We start from the raw sequence: 23,811 nt of genomic DNA, 5'->3' as shown, positions 1-23,811 counted from the left end.
GGCTCAGGATCCGCCGAACACGCCGGTGCTGAGATAGCGATCGCCGCGATCGCACACGATGGCCACGATCACCGCCGCGCGGGTGTTGCCGGCCACGCGCAGCGCGCCGGCCACCGCGCCACCCGAGGACACGCCACAGAGAATGCCTTCCTCGCGCGCCAGCGCACGCATGGTCGACTCGGCTTCGTGCTGGCCGATGTCGAGCACTTCATCGACCCGCGCGGGCTCGAAGATGCGCGGCATGTAGGCGCTCGGCCAGCGCCGGATGCCGGGAATGCTGGCGCCGTCGGCAGGCTGCAGTCCCACGATGCGAACCTCCGGATTGCGCTCCTTCAGATAGCGCGAGACGCCCATGATGGTGCCGGTAGTGCCCATCGAACTCACGAAATGGGTGATCCGGCCATGTGTCTGTTCCCAGATCTCGGGGCCGGTGCCCTCGTAGTGGGCCCGTGGATTGTCCGGGTTGGCAAACTGGTCGAGCACCCTGCCCTGTCCGCGATGCTGCATGTCCAGCGCGAGATCACGCGCCGCTTCCATGCCACCCTCGCGCGATACCTCGAGCAGTTCGGCACCGAAGGCGCTCATCAGCTGCTTGCGCTCATCGCTCATGTGGGCCGGCATGATCAGCACCATCCGGTAACCGCGGATGGCGGCCGCCATCGCCAGCGCGATGCCGGTGTTGCCGCTGGTGGCCTCGATCAGCGTGTCGCCGGGCCTGATCTCGCCGCGCAGTTCCGCGTTGCGGATCATGCTCAGGGCCGGGCGGTCCTTGACCGAACCGGCGGGATTGTTGCCCTCGAGCTTGAGCAGGATGGTGTTTGCCGCGCCCGCGCCCATGCGTTGCAGGCGCACCAGGGGGGTGGCACCAACGCAGGACTCGATACTCGGGAACACTTCCCCCGCGGAGGAATCATCAGTTGCGACCGATTTCATGGGCACTCGTCACTCAGGGGTTTGATTGACCGGCGGCGCGGCCCGCACGGATCGCGGAAATGATGCGGCCTGAACGGCGCGGTGACAACCCGCTCCCGCTCCCGTGATCACTGATCCCGGGGCGGGGCGCCGGAGCCGTGCGCGCGCACGAAGAATTCCCGGCTGTGCAGCGGTCGCTCGCCGAGCAGCACCGCGAAGGCCTCGCGCACCAGTTGCCTGGCATGACGCCGGGTCAGCGGATCGGAATAATCGGCCCGCCCGATCGCCTCCAGCACCCAGCCCGGGTAGACGTGCTGCGCACCGGCCGCGGCGCTGCTGAAACCGTGCTCGGGCACATACACATATTGCGCCGACGGTTCCAGCACCGCACCGTTCGCGGCATCGCGGTCGAACGCGATGCCATAACCGAGTTCCTGCAGCAGCAACAGCTCGAAACCACGCAGGCGCGCTTCGAGGTTCGCCGCACCGGGGAGCTCCGCCAGCAGCCGGGCGTAGGCATCGAACAGCAGCGGGTGCGCATCGTGCTGCGGCAGCAGGCGCACCAGGATCTCGTTGACATACAACGCGCTGTAGAGTCGCTCGCCGCCGATTTCCGCCGCATTGCCGATCCGCTCGACCGCGGTCAGCGTCTTCAGCTCGCCGCGCCCCGACCATGACACCAGCAGCGCACCGAGCGGCTGACAGCAAAAGCCCTGGCCACGGCCCGCGCCGCGCGCACCGCGCACCACCGCGCCGACGCGGCCGAAATCGCGGGTCAGCAGATCGAGCAGCAGGCTGCTTTCGCGGTAGGCGCGCCGATGCAGCACGAATGCCGGCTGGCGGTCGATACGCTGCATGCCGGCGCGGCTCAGCCGTCGTCCTGGTAGCCGAGACTGGCGAGTGCGCGTTCGTCATCGGCCCAGCCGCTGCGCACCTTGACCCACAACTTCAGCATCACCTTGCTGCCGAGCAGGCGCTCCATGTCATGACGCGCCTCCACCCCCACCTGTTTCAGCCGCTCGCCGCCGCGCCCGATCACGATCGCTTTCTGACCGGGCTTCTCGACGATGATCAGGCCGCTGATATGGATGATGCCGCCCTGCTGCGAAAACTCCTCGATCTGCACCGCATTGGCATAGGGCAGTTCCTCGCCGAGCTGGCGGATGAGCTTCTCCCGGATGATCTCCGCCACCAGGAAGCGCTCGCTGCGATCGGTCACCTGGTCGGCGGGAAACAGGTGCGGGGCCTCCGGCAACAGGCCGCCAACCTCGCCCTCGAGTTGCGCGAGATTGCTGCCTTTCAGTGCCGATACCGGCACGATGGCAACGAAGGGATACAGATCCTTCAGGCGTGCGATATGCGGCAGCAGTGCCGCCTTGTCATCGATCTGGTCGATCTTGTTGATGATCAGCAGCGCGGGCTTTGCGGCGGCGCGCAGTACCTGCAACACCTGCTCGTCCTCCTCGACCCACTGCAGCCGCTCGACCACCATCAGCACCACGTCGACATCGCGCACCGCGGCACGCGCGGCACGGTTCATCACGCGGTTGATCGCGCGCGCCTCGACGCGGTGCAGCCCGGGAGTGTCGACATAGACCGTCTGGACCTCGTCGCGGGTGCTCACGCCGAGTATGCGGTGGCGGGTGGTTTGCGGCTTGCGCGAGGTAATGCTGATCTTCTGGCCCAGCAGATGATTGAGCAGTGTCGACTTCCCCACATTGGGGCGACCGATTATGGCGACCAGCCCGCAGCGTTCGGCACCCATCATGCATTCCCCTGCAAACGCAACTGTTTCAACGCCGCACGCGCCGCCTGCTGCTCGGCGATGCGCCGGCTGCGCCCGCGTCCCTCGACGGGCAGCGCGAGGACACTGACCTGGCATTCCACGCAAAACCACAACTTGTGGTCGGCGCCGCTCTGGGTCGTCAGGTGGTAGACCGGCAACGGGAGCCGCCGCGCCTGCAGATATTCCTGGAGTTCCGTCTTCGCGTCCTTGTGCGAGACACCGGGATCGAGTGCGACGAGGCGCGCCTCGTACCAGCGTCCCAGAACCGCGAGCGCGGTATCGGCTCCGGCATCCAGCACGATGGCGCCGAGGATCGCCTCCACCGTGTCGGCCAGTATGGAATCGCGCGCGCGTCCGCCGCTGCGCGCCTCGCCCTTGCCGATACGCAGAAAATCTCCCAGGCCGAACTCGCGCCCGAGCTCGGCCAGCGTCTCGCCGCGCACCAGGCTCGCCCGCAGCCTGCTGAGGTCGCCCTCGCGCAGACGCGGGAAGCGCCGGTACAGATGTTCCGCAATGCCGAAATCGAGAAGTGCGTCGCCGAGAAACTCGAGGCGCTCGTTGTTGTGCGCGCCGAAACTGCGGTGCGTCAGCGCGAGTTCCAGCAATTCGCCGCGAACGAAACGGTAAGCTATGCGGGTTTCGAGCGCGGCGAAACCGCGCGCACGATCAGCCTCCACCGGGAATCGGGATCTCGATGCGGTTCTTGTCGAACACCACCACGGCATCGACATTGCCCATAATGTGCACGCGAGCCTCGTAATTGGCGTCGATGATGACCTTGGTCGTGGATTTCTCGATCTTCAGGCAGGGCATGGTCTTGTCGCGGCACACGGCCTGAATCACCTCGATGCGGTTGACATCGAATTTGCGCTCGATCGCGAGACGCATCTCGGTGATCGACTTGCCGGCCATCTCGGGTTCGTTGCGCAGCGACTCCACCGTCGACTCGACCGTGAAATTCGTGATGTACAGCGGCGCAAGCTTGAAGCCCAGGGTCAACAGGAAGCCGGCGATGGCCAGAACCACCAGCCACTGCCACATGCTGAATCCGCGCTGCCGCCCAAGCCCTGAGGTGTTCATGGTTATCCGCCCTGCTGTTGCCAAAACCCGCATCAAGTGTAGCCGCTTCTAGCGGATCATGCCCGCGCGCGCAAAGTCGGGAATACTCAGGAAACTGCCCCAGTGCATCCAGATCGCGAAGGCCTTGCCGACGATATTGCGCTCCGGAACCTGGCCCCAGACCCGGCTGTCGCTGCTGTTGTCGCGGTTGTCTCCCATCATGAAATAGTGCCCCGGTGCAACCCTGATCTCGAACTCGTCGGGGCCGCGGCGCAACAGCTCGTGCCGCACCACATGCCTGACACCCCCGAGATCCTCCTCGAGGATCTGGTAGCTGGGGTTCAGCGGCGGCAGCTGCGCAATGAGGTCCTGGGGCATCTTCTCCCCGTTGACGTAGAGCACCTTGGCGCTGTAACGAACGGTGTCGCCAGGCAGACCGATCACCCGCTTGATGAAATAGCGCTTGTCGTTCGGCGGAAAGAACACCATCACATCGCCGCGATGCGGCTCGCCGAGCTCGAGCACCTTGGTGTTGAGCACCGGAAGCCGCACGCCGTAGGCGAACTTGTTGACCAGGATATAGTCACCGACCAGCAGCGTCGGCACCATCGAGGAAGAGGGGATCTGGAACGGCTCGACCAGGAAACTGCGCAGTACCAGCACGATCAGCAGCACCGGCAGAAACGAGCGCGCGTACTCCACCGCCACCGGTTCGCGCACGCTGTTCTCGCGCTCGGCGTGAAAGTTCGCGGCATCCGCGCTGCCTTCCTCGGCCCAGGCCGGGAAGCGCACGTGCAGTTGCGCTTCGCGCCGCCGCCGACCGGGCGCAAGCAGCAACAGATCGAACACCCAGATCACCAGCGCGGTGAAGCTGAGTCCCACCAGAATCAACGGAAAATCGATATCCATCTCGTCACCCTGTCAACTATCCATCTTCAGCACCGCCAGAAACGCCGACTGCGGAATCTCCACGCGCCCGACCTGCTTCATGCGCTTCTTGCCCGCCTTCTGCTTTTCCAGCAATTTTTTCTTGCGGGTCACGTCGCCGCCGTAGCATTTGGCGGTCACGTTCTTGCGCAGGGCCTTGACCGACTGGCGCGAGATGATATGCCCACCGATCGCGGCCTGGATCGCGACATCGAACATCTGGCGCGGGATCAATTCCTTCATCTTCTCCACCAGCGCCCGGCCCCGGCTCTGCGCCTGGTCACGGTGCACGATGATGGCCAGGGCATCGACCCGCTCGCCGTTGATCAGCACATCGAGACGCACCAGGTTGGCGGCCTGGAAACGCGCGAAGGAATAGTCGAGCGAACCATAACCGCGGGTCAGGGATTTCAGCCGGTCGAAGAAATCGAGCACCACTTCCGCGAGCGGCAGTTCCCAGACCAGCGAGACCTGGCGCCCGAGAAACTGCATATCCTTCTGTACCCCGCGCTTGTCCACGCAAAGGGTGATCACCGCGCCGACGAACTCCTGCGGCACCAGGATGCTGGCGCGCACCACGGGTTCGCGCATTTCCTCGATCTCGCCCGGGTCGGGGAGCCGCGAGGGGTTATCGACCATCAGCGTCTCCCCGCGCGTGGTCTGCACCTCGTAGATCACCGTGGGTGCGGTGGTGATCAGGTCGAGATTGTATTCGCGCTCGAGCCGCTCCTGGATGATCTCCATGTGCAGCGTACCGAGAAATCCGATACGGAAACCGAAACCCAGCGCATCCGAGGTCTCCGGCTCGTAGAACAGCGAGGCATCGTTCAGGGTCAGCTTCGACAGCGCATCGCGAAAGGACTCGTAGTCCTCGGAGTTCACCGTGAACACGCCCGCGTATACCTGCGGCTGCGCCTTCTTGAAACCGGGCAGCGCCGCCACGTCCGCGGTTTTGAGATGGGTCAGCGTATCGCCGACCGGCGCGCCGTGAATATCCTTGATGCCCGCCACCACGAAACCGACCTCGCCCGCGTGCAGGCTCTGGCGCGGCTGGCGCTTGGGCGTGAACACGCCGACCTGGTCCACTTCGTGGGCCCGCCCGATCGACTTGGTGACGATCCTGTCGCGCACCCGCAAGGTACCGTTCATGACCCGCACCAGCGATACCACGCCGAGGTAGCTGTCGAACCAGGAGTCGACGATCAGCGCCTGCAACGGCGCCTCGGGGTCGCCCTTCGGGGGCGGGATCACCCGCACCAGTTCCTCGAGCAGTTCCGCGACGCCCTCGCCGCTCTTGGCGCTCACCCGGCAGGCACCCGCGGCATCGATGCCGATGATATCCTCGATCTCGGTCGCCACCCGCTCGGGTTCGGCCTGCGGCAGATCCATCTTGTTCAGGACCGGCAGCACCTCGAGACCCTGCTCGATCGCGGTATAGCAATTGGCGACCGACTGCGCCTCGACGCCCTGCCCCGCATCCACCACCAGCAGCGCGCCCTCGCAGGCCGCCAGCGAGCGCGACACTTCGTAGGAAAAATCCACGTGCCCGGGGGTGTCGATGAAATTCAGCTGATAGGTATTGCCGTCGCGCGCGGCGTATTGCAGGGTAACGCTCTGGGCCTTGATGGTGATTCCACGCTCGCGCTCGATGTCCATGGAATCGAGCACCTGGGCCTGCATCTCGCGCCCGCTCAACCCCCCGCAGACCTGGATGAACCGGTCCGCGAGCGTCGATTTGCCATGATCGATATGCGCGATGATGGAAAAATTGCGGATTCGGTTCAGGGGGATCACCAGCGCAGTACCACGTGCCAATTCCGTATCGGGGGTTCAGGTCAACCGTCTACTTTACGTGAGACAGATGCCATTGGCCCTCGCCAAAAGCGCGCAATACTACCCTATCGTCATGCCCCGCACGACTGGCGGCACCGCAGAGGTGCCGCCCCCGGTGCAATCATTCCTCGATGCGGATCGCCACGAAGCCCGCCTGCCCGCGGCGCAGCAAACGCACCGGCACATGGGTATTGGCGGGCAGTTCGGCCACGATGGCCTCCAGATCCGCCACATCCGCGACCACTTCGCTGCCGATCTGGGTAATCACATCGCCCGCACGCAAACCGGCCCGGTCGGCCGCTCCGCGCGGCACGACCTGGCGCACCACCACCCCACCCTTGAGACGCAGCTGCGCTTTTTGCTGGTCGGACAGGTTCTCGGCCTGCAGTCCGATGCGCCCGCCCGCCTCGGGAGCGCCCTGGGCCACGACAGAGGCATCGGAGTCGCCCAGCGTGCCGACCTTTACCTCGATGCTGCGCGGCTTGCCATCGCGGATCACCTTCATGCGCGCCTGGGTACCCGGCTTGATCATGCCAACCACGTGCGGCAGATCCGCGGATTCGCCGATCTCCTCGCCGTTGAATTCGACCACCACGTCACCGACCCGGACCCCGGCCTGCTCTGCCGGACCACCGGGCTCGAGTTGCGAAACCAGCGCGCCAGCCGGCTTGTCGAGACCGAAGCTCTCCGCCAGGTCGCGATCGACCTCCTGGATGCCGACACCGAGCCAGCCACGCACCACCTGTCCCGAGGCCTTCAGCTGGTCCACCACATCGATCGCCACCGAGATCGGAATCGCGAACGACAACCCGATGGAGCCGCCGCTGCGGGTATAGATCTGGGAATTGATGCCCACCACCTCGCCCTTGAGGTTGAACAGCGGACCGCCGGAATTGCCCGGGTTGATTGCCACGTCGGTCTGGATGAACGGCACGTAGTTCTCGTTGTCCTCGGTCGGCAGGCTGCGTCCGCGCGCGCTGACGATGCCCGCCGTAACCGAGTAATCGAGCCCGAACGGCGAGCCGATGGCGACCACCCACTCGCCCACTTTCAGCTCGCCGGGATTGCCGAACGTGACCACCGGCAAGCCCTTCGCCTCCACCTTCAGCAGCGCGAGATCCGAACGCTTGTCGCTACCCACGACTTTTGCGTCGTACTCGCGCCGATCGCTCAGGCGCACCTGCACCGTATCCGCCCCGTCGACCACATGATGGTTGGTCAGGATGTATCCATCGGTGGAGATCACGAAGCCCGAGCCAATGGACTGGCGTTCGCGCTGGCGCGGTTGACCGCGATTGTCGAACAGGTGGCGGAAGATCTCCGGCATCTGCTCGAGGTAGCGCGGATCGATATCGGGCGGCATGCCTTGCGCCACTGGCGCCTTCTGCGTGCTCAGGATCTTCACCACCGCACCCGAATTCTTTTCCACGATCTCGGTGAAATCCGGCAGCGCCGCCGACCAGGCGTTGGCGGCACTCACGAGAATCAGGGCGACCGCAGCGTGCAGGGCCAGCCAATTGCGCTTCATGTTCACTCCTTGCAAAAATTGAAGAATCAGCCTGCCGGTTTTGCTTGCCGCGTCATTCCCGCCACGACGGACAGCAGGACGCCGGCAGATCCCGGGGGCGCTGCGCGAGGCATTTTCCATGATCAGGGCACGTCGTCCGGGAAATTGACCGCATTGGCCACCAACTGTGCCGTGGCGATCGGAATTTCGCCCACGACGGTAACCACGTTTTGTCCGCCGCGGGCGATCACATAGGCCACGGTGGCTCCCTGCGATGCCTGCTCGCCCTCGTCCGAGGCGACCTCGACACCGCGCTCCACGAACACCGCAAACACCGCCAGCCCATCGGTGTACATCTGGGTCTCGACCTCGCGACCGAGATCGGCAGCGGCGCGCAATTCACGGGCACTCAGCGCAAAGCCTTCCGGCAACCACGACACGGTCCAGACAAAAGGCTGTGCCTGCGGCTCCGTGCCCGGCGCGTGCGTCAGGTTCTCCGTGGCCTCGGGAGTCTCCGGATCCAGCTCCGCGGCGCTGACCGGCTTGCCGATCTCGACATCCACGAACTGGAAGCGTTCCAGCACCCGGCCGCTGCCATCGGTGATTTCCGATTTGAGCAGCAGCGAGGTCTTGTCATCCAGCACCAGCGTCATGCCATAGCGATAGGGATCACGGGGGCTGATCCGCAGACGGCTGCCACTGCGGCTGGCAACGCGCTCCGTTCCGTCGAACTCGATCGCGTAGTACTGGTCGAGGCGGGAGGTATCGCCGGCGTCCAGGCGCAACGGCGGCGTCAGCGGGGGACTGCCGAGCCGCAGCAGCTGGTCTCCCGCATGCAGGCAATCCACCGGGTGATCGCGACGCAAGAACTCGCGCTGCTCGCCATCGAGAGTCAGCAGGCGCTCCTGCTCCACGCCGTCGACGACAACATGCACGATCCTGACCGAACGCAGCGTCTGCCCCTGTTCATAGGTAAAAACACCGCGATAGTCGAGCGCACGAAAGTTGCGTGACATGGCGTCGAGAAGCTCTCGCGGCTGCGGCACGCTCTCGGCAACCGCGCTACCGGCGAGCAATGCGAGCAACAAGGCCTGGAGGGTACGAAACATCGATTCCCGCTATTGCTTCAGGGACTTTGGTAACTGGCAACACGGGCCAAGGGCATCATCCCCTGGTTGGTATTGAGCGCCGCGTTGCGCGCATGATCGGCCATGAACAGGCGCAGCCGTTGCTCGGCCAGCTGGTTGCTGCCGCCAACCGTCCGCGCGCCACCGAAGTCATCGGACACCGCGCGCGCAAGACCCAAGGGCGTGGTGCTGCCGGCAAAAGGAAGCGGTCGCGATACGGGTTGCCCAAGGCTGCCCAGAGTCACTCCGTTCGATGCCAGCGTCGCCTGCGCATCGCCCGAGGGCGCCAAGGCACGCATGCCGATCAGCGCGAGGAAACACACCGAAGCGGCCACCGCCGCGCCGCCGGCACGCATGCGCCAGCGGTTGCCCGCGGGGGCCGCCGACGCGGCGCGCAGTGCCGGTTCCTGTTCCAGCGCGGCAAGAATGTTCGCGCCGAGCGGCGCCGGGCACAGCAGCTGTGCCTCTTGCCGTACCACCGCGCGCAGGCTGTAATGCCGGTCCACGAGGCCGCGCAACGCGGGATCGTCCATCCCGGCCAACACCCGTCGACACTCGAACTCGCTGGCCTCGCCATCCACCAGGGCCGAGACCATCTCCCGCAACGCATTGTTCGAATCGCTCAACACACTCCCCCAACGCATCTGTGCCACCCGTTCGGATACCGGGGAAGCATTTTAGTTCCCTCAGAGCAGCGGAAGTATTTCCGCATCCACCGCCTCGCGGGCACGGAAGATCCGCGAGCGCACCGTTCCGACCGGACAACGCATCACCTCGGCAATCTCCTCGTAACTGAGGCCCTCGTACTCGCGCAGGGTGAGTGCCGTGCGCAGATCCTCGGGCAGGCGCCGGATCGCGCCATCCACTGCGGCCCGCAACTGCTCGGTCGCCAGCAGGCTCTCCGGATCGGCGTTGTCGCGCAAGGATCCCGCACCCTCGAGATACTCCGCGTCCTCGACCTCGATATCGACCCCGGGCGGGCGGCGCGAACGTGATACCAGGTGATTCTTCGCGGTATTGATCGCGATGCGGTACAGCCAGGTGTAGAACGCGCTGTCGCCGCGAAACGCCGGCAGGGCGCGGTAGGCCTTGATGAAGGCTTCCTGCACCACGTCCTGGACTTCGTCCGGATCACGCACGAAACGCAACACCAGCGAGAAAATCCGGTGCCGATACTTGAGCACCAGCACCTCGAAGGCCCGCTTGTCGCCTTTCTGTACCCGCTCGACGAGTTGTTGATCCGCTTCCTCCCCGGGAATCATCGGAGGACTCCATTCCATTGATGAGATATGTCCCGCGCCAGGGCGCAGGGCACCTAATATACGTTCTCGGTCAGCCAAAGACAAAAGGCAGGGCCGGCCGGGGCGCGGCGCGTTCCGGTGTGCCGCGCGTGCTGTGCTATATTCCGCGCGCTCTCCAGCGGACCGATGTACTCCCCGATGCAGCAGATACCAGGCGCGCCGCGCCGCTACTCCCATGATGTGCTCGTGATCGGCAGCGGCGCGGCCGGCCTGAGCGTCGCGATCCAGGTTGCCGGACGGGCAAGGGTCGCGGTGATCTGCAAGGGTGAGCTGGCGGAGGGTTCCACGTCCTGGGCGCAGGGCGGGATCGCCGCGGTGCTCGACACCGAGGACAGCATCGACGCCCACGTCGCCGACACGCTGCGCGCGGGCGCCGGCTTGTGTCACGAGGACGTGGTGCGCTTCACCGTCGAGCACAGCAACGAGAGTATCCAGTGGCTGATCGACCTCGGGGTCGCGTTCACCAAGCTGGTCAAGACCGACGGCAACGAGGAATATCATCTCACCATGGAGGGCGGGCATAGCCGCCGGCGGATCATCCATGCCGCGGATGCCACCGGCCGGGCCGTCTCCGACACGCTGATCGAGCAGGCGCGGCGCAACCCCGACATCGAATTTTTCGAGCGCCATATCGCCGTCAACCTGATCCTGGACAACGAGCGCTGCGCCGGAGCCTACGTGCTCGACACCGAGCACTCCTCGGTCGATCTGTTCGCGGCACGCTTCGTGGTGCTGGCCACGGGTGGGGCGAGCAAGGTCTACCTCTACACCACCAACCCCGATACCGCGACCGGCGACGGCATTGCCATGGCCTGGCGCGCCGGATGCCGGGTGGGCAATCTCGAGTTCAACCAGTTTCATCCGACCTGCCTGTTCCATCCGCGCGCGAAATCCTTCCTGATCTCCGAAGCCGTGCGGGGCGAAGGCGGCCTGCTGCTGCTGCCCGACGGCGAGCGCTTCATGCCACGTTTTCATCCCCAGGCCGAACTCGCGCCACGCGATATCGTGGCGCGTGCGATCGACCATGAAATGAAGCGCCTTGGCATCGATTGCGTGTATCTCGACATCAGCCACAAGGGCGAGGAATTCGTGCGCGCGCATTTTCCGACCATTTACGCACGCTGCCTGGAATTCGGCCTGGACATGAGCCGTGAGCCACTGCCGGTGGTTCCGGCGGCGCACTACACCTGTGGTGGTGTGCTGATCGACTGCTCGGGGCAGACCGACCTGGCGGGCCTCTACGCGGTCGGAGAGACCGCAATGACCGGGCTGCACGGAGCGAATCGCATGGCCAGCAATTCGCTGCTCGAGTGCTTCGTGTTCGCGCGCGCCACGGCACTGAGCATTCTCGCGGCCTTCGATCAGGTCAGGACTGGCGCCAGATTGCCCGACTGGGATGCCTCGCAGGTCAGGGATTCCGACGAAGACGTGGTGATCTCGCACAACTGGGGCGAACTGCGCCGCTTCATGTGGGATTATGTGGGAATCGTGCGTACCACCAAACGTCTGCAGCGCGCATTGAACCGCGCCACGCTGCTGCAGCAGGAGATCGCGGAGTACTACAGCAATTACCGCGTTTCGGGCGACCTGATCGAATTGCGCAACCTCGCCCTGGTGGCGGAGTTGATCATCCGCAGCGCCTTGGCGCGCAAGGAAAGCCGCGGCCTGCACTTCACGCTCGATTACCCCGAAACCGCCGCGCGTGCCGAGGACACCGTGCTGAGCCCGTGACGCAACAGCACGCGCAGGCGTCGGCGCGCGCGGGAATTCACGCAGTCCGGGAGCACCCGCAGCGTGCATATGCCGTTGGCGGTGCGCAGCCTCAGCACCAGCAGTCCCGGCAACATGCTGCTGTCATTCATCAGCATCGCCGCGCAGCCGTCGACCCACCACTGCCCCGAACGGAACTCGAGCAGCACGCCGGCGCCGCGCAGCGCGCGGAGGCCGGCAATCGCGATACGCGCAAGGCTTGCCGCAACCAGCAGCGCCAGCGCCAGGAGCGCCGCGACAGGCAAATTCACCCCGGGAAGCGCGGCGATCGCAACGCCGTGCAGCAGCGCCAGAAGCGTCAGCAGTTGCCTCGACTCCCTAATTCGAATGCTCAATACGGGGCCTTCCATGGTCCAGTACCAACCCTATGATATGGGCGAGTTCCGGTGCCGAAACCGGCTCGCGATGAAGGATCCAGGCAAAAAGGTCGGCGTCCTCGCACGCCAGCAGCTCACGATAGCGCAGCTTGTCGCTGTCATCGAGCCCCGGGTAAACCTGCTCGGCAAACGGCATCAGCACCAGGTCCAGCTCGAGCATGCCGCGCCGGCTGTGCCAGCGAACCCGGCGCTCATCGATTGCATCGTCGTTCATTGATCGGGGTCCGGGGCGCGGGGCGAATGGATTATTATACCCGGCCTCCCGTTCACCGGATGCCGACCTCGCCAATGCAAGCCAGATCAACGCAACTGCCTTCCACCTTCAATCAGGACGCAGCACGCGCAATCGTGTTGCCCGAATACGGATTTGTCGCGGTCGAAGGAGCCAACGCCTGCCAGTTCCTGCAGGGACAACTGAGTTGCAACGTGCCGGAAGCGGCGCCGGATCGCGTGTTGCCGGGCGCTTGCTGCACGATCAAGGGACGCGTCATCAGCAGTTTCCTGGTATGGCGGCCAACACCCGAACGCATCGTCCTTCGCCTGCGCACGGATATCATCGACTCGACCATCGCGGTGCTGAACAAGTACGCGGTGTTCTCGCGCGTGAGGATCGCGCCCGTGCAACCCGGGCTGTGCTGCATCGGTCTGCTGGGTGGCGATCTGAACGCGGCACTTGCACCGTGGTTTGCGGCGGCACCTGCCACCATGGGCGGGGTCGCGACACACGACGGCATGCACCTGGTGCGCCGCGACGAGCGCGGCATGGCCATGGAACTGTGGCTCGAGGCCGGGCGTCTCGACGAAATGAGTGCAGCGCTCACGCAACGGCTGTCGATCGCGGCAGCGGGCGACTGGCACCTGGCACTGGTACGCGCCGGTGCCGCCGAGATCCGCGAGGCCACCCGCGACCAGTTCCTGCCCCAGATGCTCGGTTATGAATACGGCGGCGCGCTGAGCTTTCGCAAGGGCTGCTACACCGGGCAGGAAATCGTGGCGCGCACCCACTACAAAGGCACGCTGAAACGCCACCTGCAACGCTTCGAATGCCGCGCCGGCGAGCCCCCCCTGCCGGGCGAGGAGTTGCGCGAGGCGATCAGCGGGCGCCTGGCGGGAGCCATCGTGGAGGTCGCTCCATCCGCCGCGGGAAGTTGGGAATTGCTGGCGGTGGTGGCCGATGAGGCGCTCGGATCCGGGCTGCAAACCGCGGCCGCAAGCGCGCTGGTTTTGCTGCCGCTGACGCGTGCTATGATTTGAACCGCAAGCGTTTTGATGGCTGCGTTTTTTCAGGCAGGGGCAGGACATGGACGAGGTGACCGCACAAGTACGTGCCGATCTGATCGCGGCAATCAGCAGCAATCGCATCATATTGCCGACGCTGCCCGAGGTTGCGCTGCAGATACGCGAGGCGGCGGAGGATCCACGCGCCGACGCTTCCAGCATGGCGCGCGTTCTTGCCAATGACACCGCGATCTCGGCCCGCGTGATGCGCGTTGCCAACAGCCCGCTGCTGCGGGCAGCCTCGCCGATTCTCGATCTGCGCATGGCGATCAGCCGTCTCGGTACGCAGTACACCTGCAATCTCGCGATTGGGCTCGCAATGGAACAGATGTTCCAGGCGACATCGGATGCGATCGACCGGCGCATGCGCCAGGTGTGGAGCCGCAGTACCGAGGTGGCGGGAATCAGCGCGGTGCTGGCACGCAACTATTCCAGCCTGAAACCCGACCAGGCCACCCTCGCGGGCCTGGTGCACAAGATAGGGGCACTGCCGATCCTGCGCTTTGCCGAGGAGCAGCGCAAACTGCTCAAGACACCGGAAGTGCTCGACCAGCTCATCGGCGAACTGCATGGAGAAATCGGCACCCTGATACTCAAGGCTTGGGGTTTCGCGCCCGAACTTGCCTGCGTGCCGAGCGAATACCGCAACTTCGGCCGCCAGCTTCCGGAGGTCGATTACGCGGATGTCGTGATGATTGCCAATCTGCAAAGCCATATCGGATCGGACGATCCGCTGCTCGCCATGGACTGGAGCGAAATCAGCGCGTTTGCGCGCCTGGGAATGGATCCGGGCTTCAACGTGCTCGAAGCCGAGGACCTGAGCGAAGCACTGCAGGCCAGCATCGCCGCACTTCAGTGAGCGGGGTCCGGCAGGCGCCAGTCGATCGCGCGCTTGCCGTGCTGCGCCAGATAGCGGTTTGCCGCGGAGAAATGTCCGTTGCCGATGAATCCGCGGTAGGCCGACAACGGCGACGGGTGCGCTGAACTCAGGACCAGGTGCCGATCGCGATCGATGATGCTTCCCTTGCGCTGCGCATAGCTGCCCCACAGCATGAATACCAGATGCTCGCGGCGCTCGTTCAGCAGTTGCACCACGCGGTCCGTGAACTGCTCCCAACCCCGCCCCTGGTGCGCGCCCGCGCGCCCGCTCTCCACGGTCAGCACGCTGTTGAGCAGCAACACGCCCTGCCGCGCCCAGCTCTCGAGACAACCATGGGTGGGCAAGGCAAGGCCGGGATCGCGCTGCAGTTCGGCGAATACATTGCGCAACGACGGCGGCACCTCCACGCCCGCGGGAACCGAGAAACACAAGCCGTGGGCCTGGCCGGGCCCGTGATAGGGATCCTGCCCGATGATCACCACCTCGACCGCTGCGAACGGGGTCTGGCGAAACGCATTGAACCAGTTGCTGCTGGCGGGAAAGATTATTTTGCCCTGGCGCTTTTCTTCCACCAGGAAGGCGCGCAGTTGCTTCATGTACGGCTTGGCGAATTCGTCCTGCAACTGCGCGAGCCAGGAGGGCTCGAGGTCGATCATCAGCACGGTCTCCGGCGAGCATTCGCCGCATGATGCCACGCCGGGTGCCCGGATCGCACAGCCCCGCTCTCCTGTCCGGACACGGGTTCAGCTCTCGTCCGGTACGCCGTGACGCAACTGGTAAGCGCGAAAGAGCGCCCGCTCGCGTACCCGGGTCTGCGCATCCGCCGCCTGGTATCGATGGACTCCGTGCTTGCCCTTGGGCTTGGCTGCCAGGTAGTCCTGCATGGCCTGCAGCGTCGCCTCGTCCAGTTCCAGGTCCAGCCCTGCGTAAAGGCGGGTGACAGTCGCCAGCGGATCGTCCATCAGTTCCTGATACACCGAATCGACGATCCGCTCGGCCGGGATCAGGCCCGCATCGCGCTGTCTCATGACATTGTCCAGCCGACTCGCGGTTGCCTCGCCGAGAATCACGTCCTCGAAGGCGGTTGAATCGAAAGGCTTGCGACTGCGCATCCACAGCAGGCAACCGAGCAGGTTGGTGGCCGATGCCATGCAGGTCAGCGGATCGCGATGGGTATGGACGATACGCGCATCCGGATAGGTCGCCAGCAGCAGCGGCAGATGACCGAGATGGTTCGGCGCCTTCAGCAGCCAGCGCCGCCGCGGCGAGCGCCACTGCAGCAGTTTGAGCATGCGCCGGTGATAGCGATAGGCGGGCTCCCAGCTGCAGCCCGCGAGGTAACGATCATAGGACGGCGTCTGGTGCAGCGCCGCTAAATGGTCGCTGATGAAACTGTTCGCCATCAGCATGCCGCATTCCGAGGGGATCCTGCCGCCCATCTCGTGCATCGACGCGTACTCGGGCACCACGCGGTTCCATTGGGTGACCAGATGATGCGCCCGCGCCACGCGCGCATCGATTCCGGCGGCATCGACACCCGGCGGCGGACACGAGAAAAGCAGCATCCAGGTTTCGGGAATGGCAAAACCCGCATCGTGGGCCAGCAACTCGAACAGGATCGAGGTCCCCGAACGAGGCAATCCGACGATGAACACCGGTTCGTGGATCTGCTCATCCTCGATTTCCGGGTGCAGGCGGTAGCTCTCCTCGATACGCAGCCGGTTCTGCAGAAACACCAGCAGATCGCTGCGCGTCATCAGGCGTCCGAGCAGACTGAGTTCAGCCTCCTCGTCGAGAGCCCGCGTCAGGACCCGGAACGGTTCCTCCCAGTCGGGCGCGCCAAATTCGCCCAGCGCGGTAGCCCGCATGGCAGAGGCAATCAGGCTGTCGGCATCGAGCGGCACCACGGAGGCGATATCCATGGCGTCGCCTTCGGCATTGATCCGCTCTACCCACTCGGGACAGCGCGGCGGCTGCCAGAGCTGCCTTCGATCCGCGCTGTCACTCATGGTGTGCCCCCTTCGCCGGCGATGCCCGGCTTATTGCGCGTGGGCCTCGTCGACATTGGGGGCAAATATCTCCATGCCCGCCGGCACCCCCACGCAGCCTTCGTCCCAGAAGGCCCGCGCGCGCTTGATCAGGCCGGCGTCGTTCAGCTCGAAATAATCGACCACCGCGAGATCGAGGCCCTTGTTCTCCGCCGGCAACCGCACCTGCATCGTGAAGCGCAGGATGCCCTCGTTGCCACAGGCGATGACCTGGTCGATGCGCGGTGAAATCGTGCGCCCTTCAGCGGCGCCCTGGTGGGCAAAATCCCAGAAACCGGATATACCTGCATGCCCGACAAAGGCCGGCGAACCCACCGGGTCCTCCCAGGTTGCGTCCTCGGCAAAGATGCTGAGCAGCAATTCCTTGTCGCCATTGGTCCATGCCTGCATGTATTTGCCGATGACCTCGCGTACCTGCTGTGCTGTTGCCGTCATGAAAACCTGCCTCGTGCTGGAGTGATGTTGGATCAATTGCGGTGGATGACCTGCTCGGCAAAGCGCAGCATCGCAGCGCGCTTGGTCTCGAGCAGGGAAGGGTTCGCCTTGGGGTCAAACCAGGGCGCGGAGAAAAACGGATTCGGTAGCCAGGGACTCATGATCATCAGCCCGGTCACGCCCATGTCTTCCACTTCGCGCACCGCTGCCTTGTCGTGGGTCTCGGTGAGCGCGATATTGACGGCAAAACCCGCGAGCGGCAATCCGGCAGCGAGGCGTTCATCGCGCAGTGTCTGCAATACCGGCGCGGCCGCCGCACGATCGAGCGGCAGCCCGAGCCATCCGTCGTTGCGGGCGGCTCGGCGCAGCGCCGCCGGCACGGCACCGCCACACCAGACCGGAACCGGCTGGAGCGGTGCGGGGCACATGATGCCTTCGGCGAATTCAAAGAACTCGCCGCGGTGTGCCACCGGCACGCCCGACCAGAATTTGCGCGCAACCTCGAGCAGTTCGTCGAGACGCCGCCCGCGGCTCGAAAAATCCACCCCGAGCAACCGGTACTCCTCGCGCAGCCACCCGACGGCCACACCGAGCACCACGCGATCGGCGCTGAGCACTGCCGCCGTCGATACTGCTTTTGCCAGCGTCACCGGATCACGCAGCGCAGCCAGGCAGATGTTCGACGCCAGCCGCAGCCGCTTCGTGACCGCGGCCATCGCCGCGAGCGTCACCCACGGATCGGGCCAGGGCGTGGTCGCGGGCCACCAGATCGCGCCATCCTCGGTATAGGGATAGCGGCTTTCGATGCGCGTCGGCATCAGCAGGTGATCGGCGATGGTCAACCCGTCGAAGCCGGCCTCCTCGGCAATCCGCGCGACATCGAGCAGTTGCTCCTGCTCGGGAATCGTGGTGATCGAAAGCCAGTATTGCATGCTGCGGCCCGGACTCAGGGAGACGGCCGGTTGTCGCGCGCAATGACGCCGGCGCGCCGCGCCGCGCCGTCGCCGCGCTTGACCGGCGTGTTGACGATCCCGGTGATCGGCGCGGCGTGGAAGGCGGCGGCGCGCCGCTCCCCGGGTGCGGACAGGTACAGCGTGGTGCGCTGCCAGGGAACACGTCCGCTGGCCGCGATCAGCCTTTCAAGTTCGAGCGGCGGGAATTCCTCTCCATGCGCCGCGCCGGCCGCGCGGGTGATCGATTCGTTCATCAGGGTGCCACCGACATCGTTGCAGCCGGCCCGCAGACAGGCGCTGACGCCATCGGGCCCCAGCTTCACCCACGAGGCCTGGATATTCGGCAGTTCGGGATACAGCACGATGCGCGCGATCGCGTGCATCAGCACCGCTTCGCGGAAGGTCGGGCCGCGGCGTGCGCGACCGCGCAGGAACAGCGGCGCCTCCTCGGCCACGAAGGGCAGCGGCACGAATTCGGTGAAGCCTCCGTGGCGCCGCTGCAGGGTCTTGATATGCAGCAGGTGGCGCGCGAGGTGCAGCGGATTCTCGATGTGTCCGTACATGACCGTGGCGGTACTGCGCACGCCCAGCGCATGCGCGGCCTCCATGACCTGCAGCCATTCGCCGGTATTGATCTTGTCGGGACAAAGAACGGCGCGCACCTCGTCGTCGAGGATCTCCGCGGCGGTACCCGGCAGCGTGCCGAGTCCGGCCGCGCGCAAGCTGTCGATGAACTGCGCCAGTGGCACACCGAGGGTTTTCGCTCCCTGCCAGATCTCGAGCGGCGAGAACGCATGGATGTGCATTGCGGGAGCCACGTCCTTGACCAAGGCGCAGATATCGAGATATTTCCGGCCGGTGTACGAGGGGTGGATTCCGCCCTGCAGACACACCTCGGTGGCACCACGCTCCCATGCCTCGCCCACGCGGCGGCGCAACTCCGCATCATCGAGATCGTAAGGCGTACCACGCAGGTTCTCGTGCGCCTTGCCCTTCGAGAAAGCGCAGAACTGGCACTTGAAATAGCACACATTGGTGTAGTTGATATTGCGGTTGACCACATAACTCACGCGGTCGCCGTGCAAAACCTGATTGAAGTGCGCCGCCTGCGCACAAACACGCGTGAAGTCCGCGCCGCGCGCCCCGAACAGCAGCGCGATCTCCTGCTCCCCGAGATCCTCGCCAGCCGCGGCGCGCCCGAGCACCTTCGCGACACGCGTGCTGGTGGCTCCGTGGCGGGTACTGCCCGCGAGCAACTCGCGCTCGAGGAGCGGCAGTTCGGTCGAGGATCCGGTGAGCCAGTCGTCGATGCGCGGGTAGCCTTCGCCGTCCACTGCCGCGAGCAGGCGCGGGTGCAGCGCCTGGTCGACCCAGCGTGCAGGTTCGCGCACCCACCGCGGATAGATCGTCAGTCGCTCCTGCAGGAACTTGCCGGCCGCCGCGGTCTCGCTCGCAAGCTTATCGAGATGCGGCCACGGCGCTTCGGGATTGACGAAATCGGGCGTCAACGGCGATACGCCGCCCCAATCGTTGATCCCGGCCTCCACCAGCCGCGGCAATACCCCAGGGCTCAGATTGGGCGGCGCCTGAATATTCATCTGCCCGCCGAGCACCAGCCGCGCGACCGCGATGCTCCACAGCAATTCCTCCAGGTCCGGCTCCGGTGCCTGGGCCATCTTCGTGCCCGGCTTGGCGCGAAAATTCTGCACGATGACTTCCTGCAGATTGCCGTGCTCGCGGGCCATGGCGCGCAATGCCAGCAGGGCATCGATGCGCTCGGCGCGGGTCTCGCCGATGCCGATCAGTATCCCGGAGGTGAACGGCACCGCGGCCTCGCCCGCGAGCTTCATGGTTGCGAGCCGCGCGGCGGGCGCCTTGTCGGGCGAGCCATGATGCGGCATGCCCTTGCCACAAAGACGCTCGGAGGCCGACTCCAGCATGATGCCCATCGAGGGAGCGACCTTGCGCAGCATGGCGATCTCGGTCGCGTCCATGCAGCCGGCGTTGATGTGCGGTAACAGCCCGGTCTGCTCGAGCACCGCGCCGGCAACGTGCGCGAGATACTCGAGGGTACTTGCAAACCCCAGTGCCTGCAGTGCCTCACGGGCGGCGCGATAACGCAGTTCGGGCTTTTCGCCCAGCGTGAAGAGCGCTTCCTTGCAACCGAGTGCCGCGCCCTCGCGGGCGATGCGCAGCACCTCGTCAAGAGCCATGTAGGGCTGCACGATGCGCCGCGGGGTACGCGCAAATGTGCAGTAATGACAGACATCCCGGCACAGGTGTGTCAGCGGAATGAACACCTTGCGCGAGTAGCTGATCACGTTGCCATGGGCCGCGTCACGCAGCCCCGCGGCAACCCGCATCATCTGCTCGGTATCGGTGATACCGGCCAACGCCCGCGCCTGCTCATCCGACAACCCCGCCGCCGAGTCGGCGGCAGCGATGATCGCATCCAGCGGGTTCCTGCTGAGCATCTGCACTGCGCTATGTCCTCGAAGAGTTCCCGTCGAAGCCTGCGGCCCATGCGGTGCCGGCAAGCAGCGCCCGTGTCCGGACACCGCAGGCATTGTCCGGACTTTGACAGCATCGTTCAAGCGCGGCGAGATCCTGCGGATGGTCGATATCACAGCCGAGCGCTGCGCTGGCAAATTCGGTGCAGCGTATCCCGGCCTCGGTGCAGGCTGCCCGGTGGCGCTCGCGGCTGGAGGCGCCGAAACGCAGATCCACGGCCTGCGGTGGCGTGGCAAGCAGGCAATTGGTGCCCTCGCCGGCGCGGTCGGTGACCATCGTGACCGCCGTCGCCACGCCATCGGCGAGTACCGCCCGATGCACCTCCAGAAGTGCCCGGAGCTCGCGGGCATCCGCCAGCGGCAGATCAGCGTGCATGATCAGGATATGACGCCCTCCGCGTTGCCACACCTCGGCCGATGCCTCGCGCAGCGCGGCATTCAGCGGATCATTGCTTGCCGCGCGCGGCGCGAAGATGCCGACGTCAAGACGTTCCGCCAACCGCGCAACCTGCGGATCTTCCGACACCAGCAGGATATGCGCGGGCTCGAACGGTACCGCCAGCAGGGCCGCCAGCACATCCTCGGCCATCGCCGCGATGAGGGCGCGCCGGGCATCGGCATCGAGCGTCTCGGCAAGGCGTTCCTTGCCCTGGTCGACGCGCTTCAGCGGTACGACCGCCCAGCAGTCGGCGAGCCTCACGTCGCGATCCGGTACAACAGATCGATCGCTTCAGTCGCCAGCCGGCGCTTGTCCTCGATCGTGCCCATGATCGTGTCGGTCACCAGGACTTCCATGCCGAGAGCGCGGATGGCTGCGGCATCGGCGGCATCGGCGGTGTCGATCACGAAGCCGTTCACGAGCCCGCGGTAGTGCCGTGCCACATCGAGCGCGCTTGCCTGCAAGCCGAGTTCCGCCATCATTTTCGCCGCCGGCCCCTTCAATGCGCGCCCTCCGACGATCGGCGAAACCGCCACTACCGGACGCGTCGCCAGCCGTTCACGGATACCGGGCACGGCGAGCACCGGGTCAACGCTGAGAAAGGGGTTCGACGGGCAGATCAGTACGGCACAGTCGGAGCCTGGCGCCAGCCAGTCGGCAATGGCGGCGCTCGCCCTGGCGTCGGCACCGCCCTCGAAAAGCACACGTCGCACCACCGGTGCGCACAGTTCGCGCACGAAATATTCCTGGAACGCGAGACGCCCGCGATCGGTTTCCACGATGGTGCGCACCGGATCATCGCTCATCGGCACGATTGCGTGACGCACGCCGAGGGCGGCGCACAAGCGCGCGGTGGCCGCCGTCAGCGTCGCGCCGTTGCGCAGCAATTCGGCACGCCGCAGATGGGTGGCCAGATCCCGATCGCCGAGGGCGAACCAGTGCGGGCCATCCAGGGCGCGCAGCGCCTCCAGACAATGCCATGATTCACCCGCCAGGCCCCAGCCGCGCTGCGGATCCGCCACACCGGCGAGGGTATACATCAGGGTGTCGATATCGGGACAGATCGGCAGACCGAGGTGCTCGAAATCGTCACCCGTATTGGCGACGATCAGCAGTTCCCGCGGATCGAGCACCACGCTCAGGCCGAGCGCCAGCTTGGCACCGCCGACACCGCCGGAAATTGCCATCACCCTGCGCTTGGTGAGCACTAGCGAAACAGGTCCTGCGCCGGGTCGCGCAGCAGCGTGCGCATGCCCTCGTCCGAGGCCTCGAGCTGCGCGCCACGAATCAGCACTGCCGGGATGCCCTCATCAGCCTGCCCCATCACGAACGACGCCGCCGCGGCGAGTTCATCGGCCACCGCCACTTCGGTGATCTCGAGCTTGCGACCGAACAGGTCCGGTGCGCCGATACGATTCACCAGCGGCCGAAAGCCGGCGCAACCGATCGCAAAGCCGATGATGCCGTTGCGCCAGGGGCGCCCCGCGCTGTCGTTGATGATCACATGCACCGTGCAACCGGTGGCGAGGCGCACGTCCTCGCGCAGTTGCGCGGCACTGCGGTCGGGATCCTCGGGCAACAGCAGCACCTTGCTGGCGCTGGCGATATTGGAACGGTCCACCCCGGCATTCGCGTGCACGTAGCCGAGGCGATGCTCGACGATCAAGGCGCCGGGGCGCTGGCGCAGTACCCTGCGCGATTCGCCGAGAATGACCTCGACCAGGCGTGGATCCTTGCCGGCAACCGGCGCCAGCTCGAGCGCGGCCTGTGAGGGCGTCACGGTGTCGAGATCGACATAGCGATTCTCGGCCTTGGACACGATTTTCTGCGCCACGACCAGCACGTCCCCGTCGCGTACGCCATCGGCGGCACGGCGTGCCGCGCCGACCAGGAGGGACCCGAGATCATCGCCCGGTTCGACCAGCGGCAGACCGCAGAGCGCGAACAGCTGCAGCGCGTTACTCACCTGGCGTGTCGAGACCGGTAATCCGGATGCCCGCGTGGCACTTGAAAGCACGGTTGATGTTGATGATCACCGAGGTCAGGGCCTCGGCCGCCGCGGCATTGGCAATCGGCCCGGCATGGAATCCACGCAGGCCGCAGGCTTCGACCAGCGCGATGACCTGCGCGCGGGCGTCCTTGTCGTTACCCGAGACCAGCACATCGCACTCGATTCCATGCCCCTCCTGGAGATGGTGGGCCGCCACGTTCTGGAACGCCGACACCACTTTCACAGCCTCGCCCAGCAGCTGCTGCGCCGCGGCACCGGCCGATCCCTCGGGCGGCATCTGCACCGTGCCGACCTTGGGTGGCATCAGCGGCACCGAAACATCGACCAGGATCTTTCCGTCCAGCGCGGGACGCACATGCTCGAGCGTGGATTTCTGATGCGCGAATGGCACTGTCAGCACCACGATGTCGGCCGCGCGCGCGGCTTCGAGATTTTCCATTGCATCGACACCGACGGCCTCGGCGCCCCACTCGGCCATCACGCGCTGCAGATCGGCAAGTGCCGCCTGCGCTTTTTCCAGCGTACGCGATCCGATGATCACTCCATGCCCCGCCTGGGTCCAACGCCGGACCAGACCGGTACCGAGTGCACCGGTGCCACCAAGAATTGCAATCTTCATCGCGCTCATGAAACCCCCCTGATGATTTTCGCCGACAGT

25 protein-coding genes are annotated in these 23,811 nt (G+C 65.4%); 3 read left to right on the top strand and 22 right to left on the bottom strand.

The features are described 5' to 3' along the window. Positions 1–3: 3 nt before the first annotated feature. The 11 genes from cysM to rpoE form a co-directional block, all read right to left on the bottom strand. Entirely contained in the window at positions 4–933 is a 930-nt protein-coding gene (gene cysM / locus IPF49_15685; protein ID MBK6289043.1) for a cysteine synthase CysM, read from the bottom strand. A gap of 107 nt (positions 934–1,040) precedes the next feature. Then, positions 1,041–1,769, bottom strand: coding sequence for a DNA repair protein RecO (recO, locus tag IPF49_15680; GenBank protein ID MBK6289042.1), 729 nt, complete (start codon positions 1,767–1,769; stop codon positions 1,041–1,043). Positions 1,770–1,780: 11 nt separating this feature from the next. Beyond that, complete coding sequence (gene era, locus IPF49_15675) at positions 1,781–2,677, bottom strand: GTPase Era (protein MBK6289041.1); 897 nt, start codon at positions 2,675–2,677, stop codon at positions 1,781–1,783. Beyond that, entirely contained in the window at positions 2,677–3,423 is a 747-nt protein-coding gene (gene rnc, locus IPF49_15670) for a ribonuclease III (protein ID MBK6289040.1), read from the bottom strand. Before rnc ends, era begins: the two co-directional genes overlap by 1 nt. Continuing rightward, positions 3,365–3,778: a DUF4845 domain-containing protein gene (locus IPF49_15665; protein MBK6289039.1), complete on the bottom strand. Its 414-nt coding sequence runs from the start codon at positions 3,776–3,778 to the stop codon at positions 3,365–3,367. The genes rnc and IPF49_15665 overlap by 59 nt, the downstream gene beginning before the upstream one ends. Before the next feature lie 48 nt (positions 3,779–3,826). Further along, positions 3,827–4,666, bottom strand: coding sequence for a signal peptidase I (gene lepB / locus IPF49_15660; GenBank protein ID MBK6289038.1), 840 nt, complete (start codon positions 4,664–4,666; stop codon positions 3,827–3,829). A gap of 12 nt (positions 4,667–4,678) precedes the next feature. Further along, complete coding sequence (gene lepA / locus IPF49_15655) at positions 4,679–6,478, bottom strand: elongation factor 4 (GenBank protein MBK6289037.1); 1,800 nt, start codon at positions 6,476–6,478, stop codon at positions 4,679–4,681. Positions 6,479–6,638: 160 nt separating this feature from the next. After that, the gene (locus tag IPF49_15650) at positions 6,639–8,045 is read right to left on the bottom strand and encodes a DegQ family serine endoprotease (GenBank protein MBK6289036.1); all 1,407 of its coding nucleotides are present in this window, start codon (positions 8,043–8,045) and stop codon (positions 6,639–6,641) included. 122 nt (positions 8,046–8,167) lie between these two features. Next, on the bottom strand, positions 8,168–9,133 hold the full coding sequence (locus tag IPF49_15645; GenBank protein ID MBK6289035.1) for a MucB/RseB C-terminal domain-containing protein: 966 nt from the start codon (positions 9,131–9,133) through the stop codon (positions 8,168–8,170). A 17-nt stretch (positions 9,134–9,150) separates the two neighbouring features. After that, positions 9,151–9,777, bottom strand: coding sequence for a sigma-E factor negative regulatory protein (locus IPF49_15640; protein ID MBK6289034.1), 627 nt, complete (start codon positions 9,775–9,777; stop codon positions 9,151–9,153). A 60-nt stretch (positions 9,778–9,837) separates the two neighbouring features. Next, the gene (rpoE, locus tag IPF49_15635; protein ID MBK6289033.1) at positions 9,838–10,413 is read right to left on the bottom strand and encodes an RNA polymerase sigma factor RpoE; all 576 of its coding nucleotides are present in this window, start codon (positions 10,411–10,413) and stop codon (positions 9,838–9,840) included. Positions 10,414–10,590: 177 nt separating this feature from the next. Between rpoE and nadB the strand changes: the two genes are divergently transcribed. After that, the gene (gene nadB / locus IPF49_15630; protein ID MBK6289032.1) at positions 10,591–12,183 is read left to right on the top strand and encodes an L-aspartate oxidase; all 1,593 of its coding nucleotides are present in this window, start codon (positions 10,591–10,593) and stop codon (positions 12,181–12,183) included. On the opposite strand, the gene IPF49_15625 is transcribed toward nadB, so the two are convergent. Further along, positions 12,135–12,557, bottom strand: coding sequence for a hypothetical protein (locus tag IPF49_15625; protein MBK6289031.1), 423 nt, complete (start codon positions 12,555–12,557; stop codon positions 12,135–12,137). The two genes, nadB and IPF49_15625, sit on opposite strands and share 49 nt — an antisense overlap. Then, positions 12,541–12,813 carry a succinate dehydrogenase assembly factor 2 gene (locus IPF49_15620; protein ID MBK6289030.1) on the bottom strand — a complete coding sequence of 91 codons (273 nt, stop codon included), beginning with the start codon at positions 12,811–12,813 and terminating at the stop codon, positions 12,541–12,543. Before IPF49_15620 ends, IPF49_15625 begins: the two co-directional genes overlap by 17 nt. A gap of 74 nt (positions 12,814–12,887) precedes the next feature. Here IPF49_15620 and IPF49_15615 point away from each other — a divergent pair, with 74 nt between their 5' ends. Together IPF49_15615 and IPF49_15610 are read left to right on the top strand one after the other, a co-directional pair. Next, positions 12,888–13,853, top strand: a complete 966-nt coding sequence (locus IPF49_15615) for a folate-binding protein YgfZ (GenBank protein MBK6289029.1) — start codon at positions 12,888–12,890, stop codon at positions 13,851–13,853. 46 nt (positions 13,854–13,899) lie between these two features. After that, positions 13,900–14,736 carry an HDOD domain-containing protein gene (locus tag IPF49_15610; GenBank protein ID MBK6289028.1) on the top strand — a complete coding sequence of 279 codons (837 nt, stop codon included), beginning with the start codon at positions 13,900–13,902 and terminating at the stop codon, positions 14,734–14,736. Here IPF49_15610 and ung read toward each other — a convergent pair. From ung to npdG, 9 genes are all read right to left on the bottom strand, one after another. Beyond that, on the bottom strand, positions 14,730–15,413 hold the full coding sequence (gene ung / locus IPF49_15605) for a uracil-DNA glycosylase (GenBank protein MBK6289027.1): 684 nt from the start codon (positions 15,411–15,413) through the stop codon (positions 14,730–14,732). The two genes, IPF49_15610 and ung, sit on opposite strands and share 7 nt — an antisense overlap. A gap of 87 nt (positions 15,414–15,500) precedes the next feature. Next, entirely contained in the window at positions 15,501–16,766 is a 1,266-nt protein-coding gene (locus tag IPF49_15600) for a sulfotransferase (GenBank protein MBK6289026.1), read from the bottom strand. Between the two features lie 30 nt (positions 16,767–16,796). Next, positions 16,797–17,240: a nuclear transport factor 2 family protein gene (locus tag IPF49_15595; GenBank protein MBK6289025.1), complete on the bottom strand. Its 444-nt coding sequence runs from the start codon at positions 17,238–17,240 to the stop codon at positions 16,797–16,799. A gap of 32 nt (positions 17,241–17,272) precedes the next feature. Then, positions 17,273–18,172, bottom strand: coding sequence for a TIGR03619 family F420-dependent LLM class oxidoreductase (locus IPF49_15590; GenBank protein ID MBK6289024.1), 900 nt, complete (start codon positions 18,170–18,172; stop codon positions 17,273–17,275). Positions 18,173–18,186: 14 nt separating this feature from the next. Next, positions 18,187–20,667 carry a 5-amino-6-(D-ribitylamino)uracil--L-tyrosine 4-hydroxyphenyl transferase CofH gene (gene cofH / locus IPF49_15585; protein MBK6289023.1) on the bottom strand — a complete coding sequence of 827 codons (2,481 nt, stop codon included), beginning with the start codon at positions 20,665–20,667 and terminating at the stop codon, positions 18,187–18,189. Between the two features lie 10 nt (positions 20,668–20,677). Then, entirely contained in the window at positions 20,678–21,403 is a 726-nt protein-coding gene (gene cofC, locus IPF49_15580) for a 2-phospho-L-lactate guanylyltransferase (protein MBK6289022.1), read from the bottom strand. Further along, positions 21,400–22,329 carry a 2-phospho-L-lactate transferase gene (locus IPF49_15575; protein ID MBK6289021.1) on the bottom strand — a complete coding sequence of 310 codons (930 nt, stop codon included), beginning with the start codon at positions 22,327–22,329 and terminating at the stop codon, positions 21,400–21,402. Before IPF49_15575 ends, cofC begins: the two co-directional genes overlap by 4 nt. Positions 22,330–22,349: 20 nt before the next feature. Continuing rightward, positions 22,350–23,108 carry a coenzyme F420-0:L-glutamate ligase gene (cofE, locus tag IPF49_15570; protein MBK6289020.1) on the bottom strand — a complete coding sequence of 253 codons (759 nt, stop codon included), beginning with the start codon at positions 23,106–23,108 and terminating at the stop codon, positions 22,350–22,352. Beyond that, complete coding sequence (gene npdG, locus IPF49_15565; GenBank protein ID MBK6289019.1) at positions 23,101–23,781, bottom strand: NADPH-dependent F420 reductase; 681 nt, start codon at positions 23,779–23,781, stop codon at positions 23,101–23,103. The genes cofE and npdG overlap by 8 nt, the downstream gene beginning before the upstream one ends. Positions 23,782–23,811 lie beyond the last annotated feature (30 nt).

The sequence above is a fragment of the Gammaproteobacteria bacterium genome, from assembly GCA_016705365.1.
Classification (GTDB): Bacteria; Pseudomonadota; Gammaproteobacteria; order Pseudomonadales; family UBA5518; genus UBA5518.
The sequence above is the reverse complement of the archived record's forward strand: the minus strand, read 5'-3'. Positions and strand labels throughout refer to the sequence as shown.

Coding starts and splice junctions, on each gene's coding strand:
- cysM (MBK6289043.1), bottom strand. CDS start 933: ATGAAATCGGTCGCAACTGATGATTCCTCCGCGGGGGAAGTGTTCCCG.
- recO (MBK6289042.1), bottom strand. CDS start 1,769: ATGCAGCGTATCGACCGCCAGCCGGCATTCGTGCTGCATCGGCGCGCC.
- era (MBK6289041.1), bottom strand. CDS start 2,677: ATGGGTGCCGAACGCTGCGGGCTGGTCGCCATAATCGGTCGCCCCAAT.
- rnc (MBK6289040.1), bottom strand. CDS start 3,423: ATGCCGTGGTGGTGTTCGACAAGAACCGCATCGAGATCCCGATTCCCG.
- IPF49_15665 (MBK6289039.1), bottom strand. CDS start 3,778: ATGAACACCTCAGGGCTTGGGCGGCAGCGCGGATTCAGCATGTGGCAG.
- lepB (MBK6289038.1), bottom strand. CDS start 4,666: ATGGATATCGATTTTCCGTTGATTCTGGTGGGACTCAGCTTCACCGCG.
- IPF49_15650 (MBK6289036.1), bottom strand. CDS start 8,045: ATGAAGCGCAATTGGCTGGCCCTGCACGCTGCGGTCGCCCTGATTCTC.
- IPF49_15645 (MBK6289035.1), bottom strand. CDS start 9,133: ATGTTTCGTACCCTCCAGGCCTTGTTGCTCGCATTGCTCGCCGGTAGC.
- rpoE (MBK6289033.1), bottom strand. CDS start 10,413: ATGATTCCCGGGGAGGAAGCGGATCAACAACTCGTCGAGCGGGTACAG.
- nadB (MBK6289032.1), top strand. CDS start 10,591: ATGCAGCAGATACCAGGCGCGCCGCGCCGCTACTCCCATGATGTGCTC.
- IPF49_15620 (MBK6289030.1), bottom strand. CDS start 12,813: ATGAACGACGATGCAATCGATGAGCGCCGGGTTCGCTGGCACAGCCGG.
- IPF49_15615 (MBK6289029.1), top strand. CDS start 12,888: ATGCAAGCCAGATCAACGCAACTGCCTTCCACCTTCAATCAGGACGCA.
- IPF49_15610 (MBK6289028.1), top strand. CDS start 13,900: ATGGACGAGGTGACCGCACAAGTACGTGCCGATCTGATCGCGGCAATC.
- ung (MBK6289027.1), bottom strand. CDS start 15,413: ATGATCGACCTCGAGCCCTCCTGGCTCGCGCAGTTGCAGGACGAATTC.
- IPF49_15600 (MBK6289026.1), bottom strand. CDS start 16,766: ATGAGTGACAGCGCGGATCGAAGGCAGCTCTGGCAGCCGCCGCGCTGT.
- IPF49_15595 (MBK6289025.1), bottom strand. CDS start 17,240: ATGACGGCAACAGCACAGCAGGTACGCGAGGTCATCGGCAAATACATG.
- IPF49_15590 (MBK6289024.1), bottom strand. CDS start 18,172: ATGCAATACTGGCTTTCGATCACCACGATTCCCGAGCAGGAGCAACTG.
- cofH (MBK6289023.1), bottom strand. CDS start 20,667: ATGCTCAGCAGGAACCCGCTGGATGCGATCATCGCTGCCGCCGACTCG.
- IPF49_15575 (MBK6289021.1), bottom strand. CDS start 22,329: ATGGCAATTTCCGGCGGTGTCGGCGGTGCCAAGCTGGCGCTCGGCCTG.
- npdG (MBK6289019.1), bottom strand. CDS start 23,781: ATGAGCGCGATGAAGATTGCAATTCTTGGTGGCACCGGTGCACTCGGT.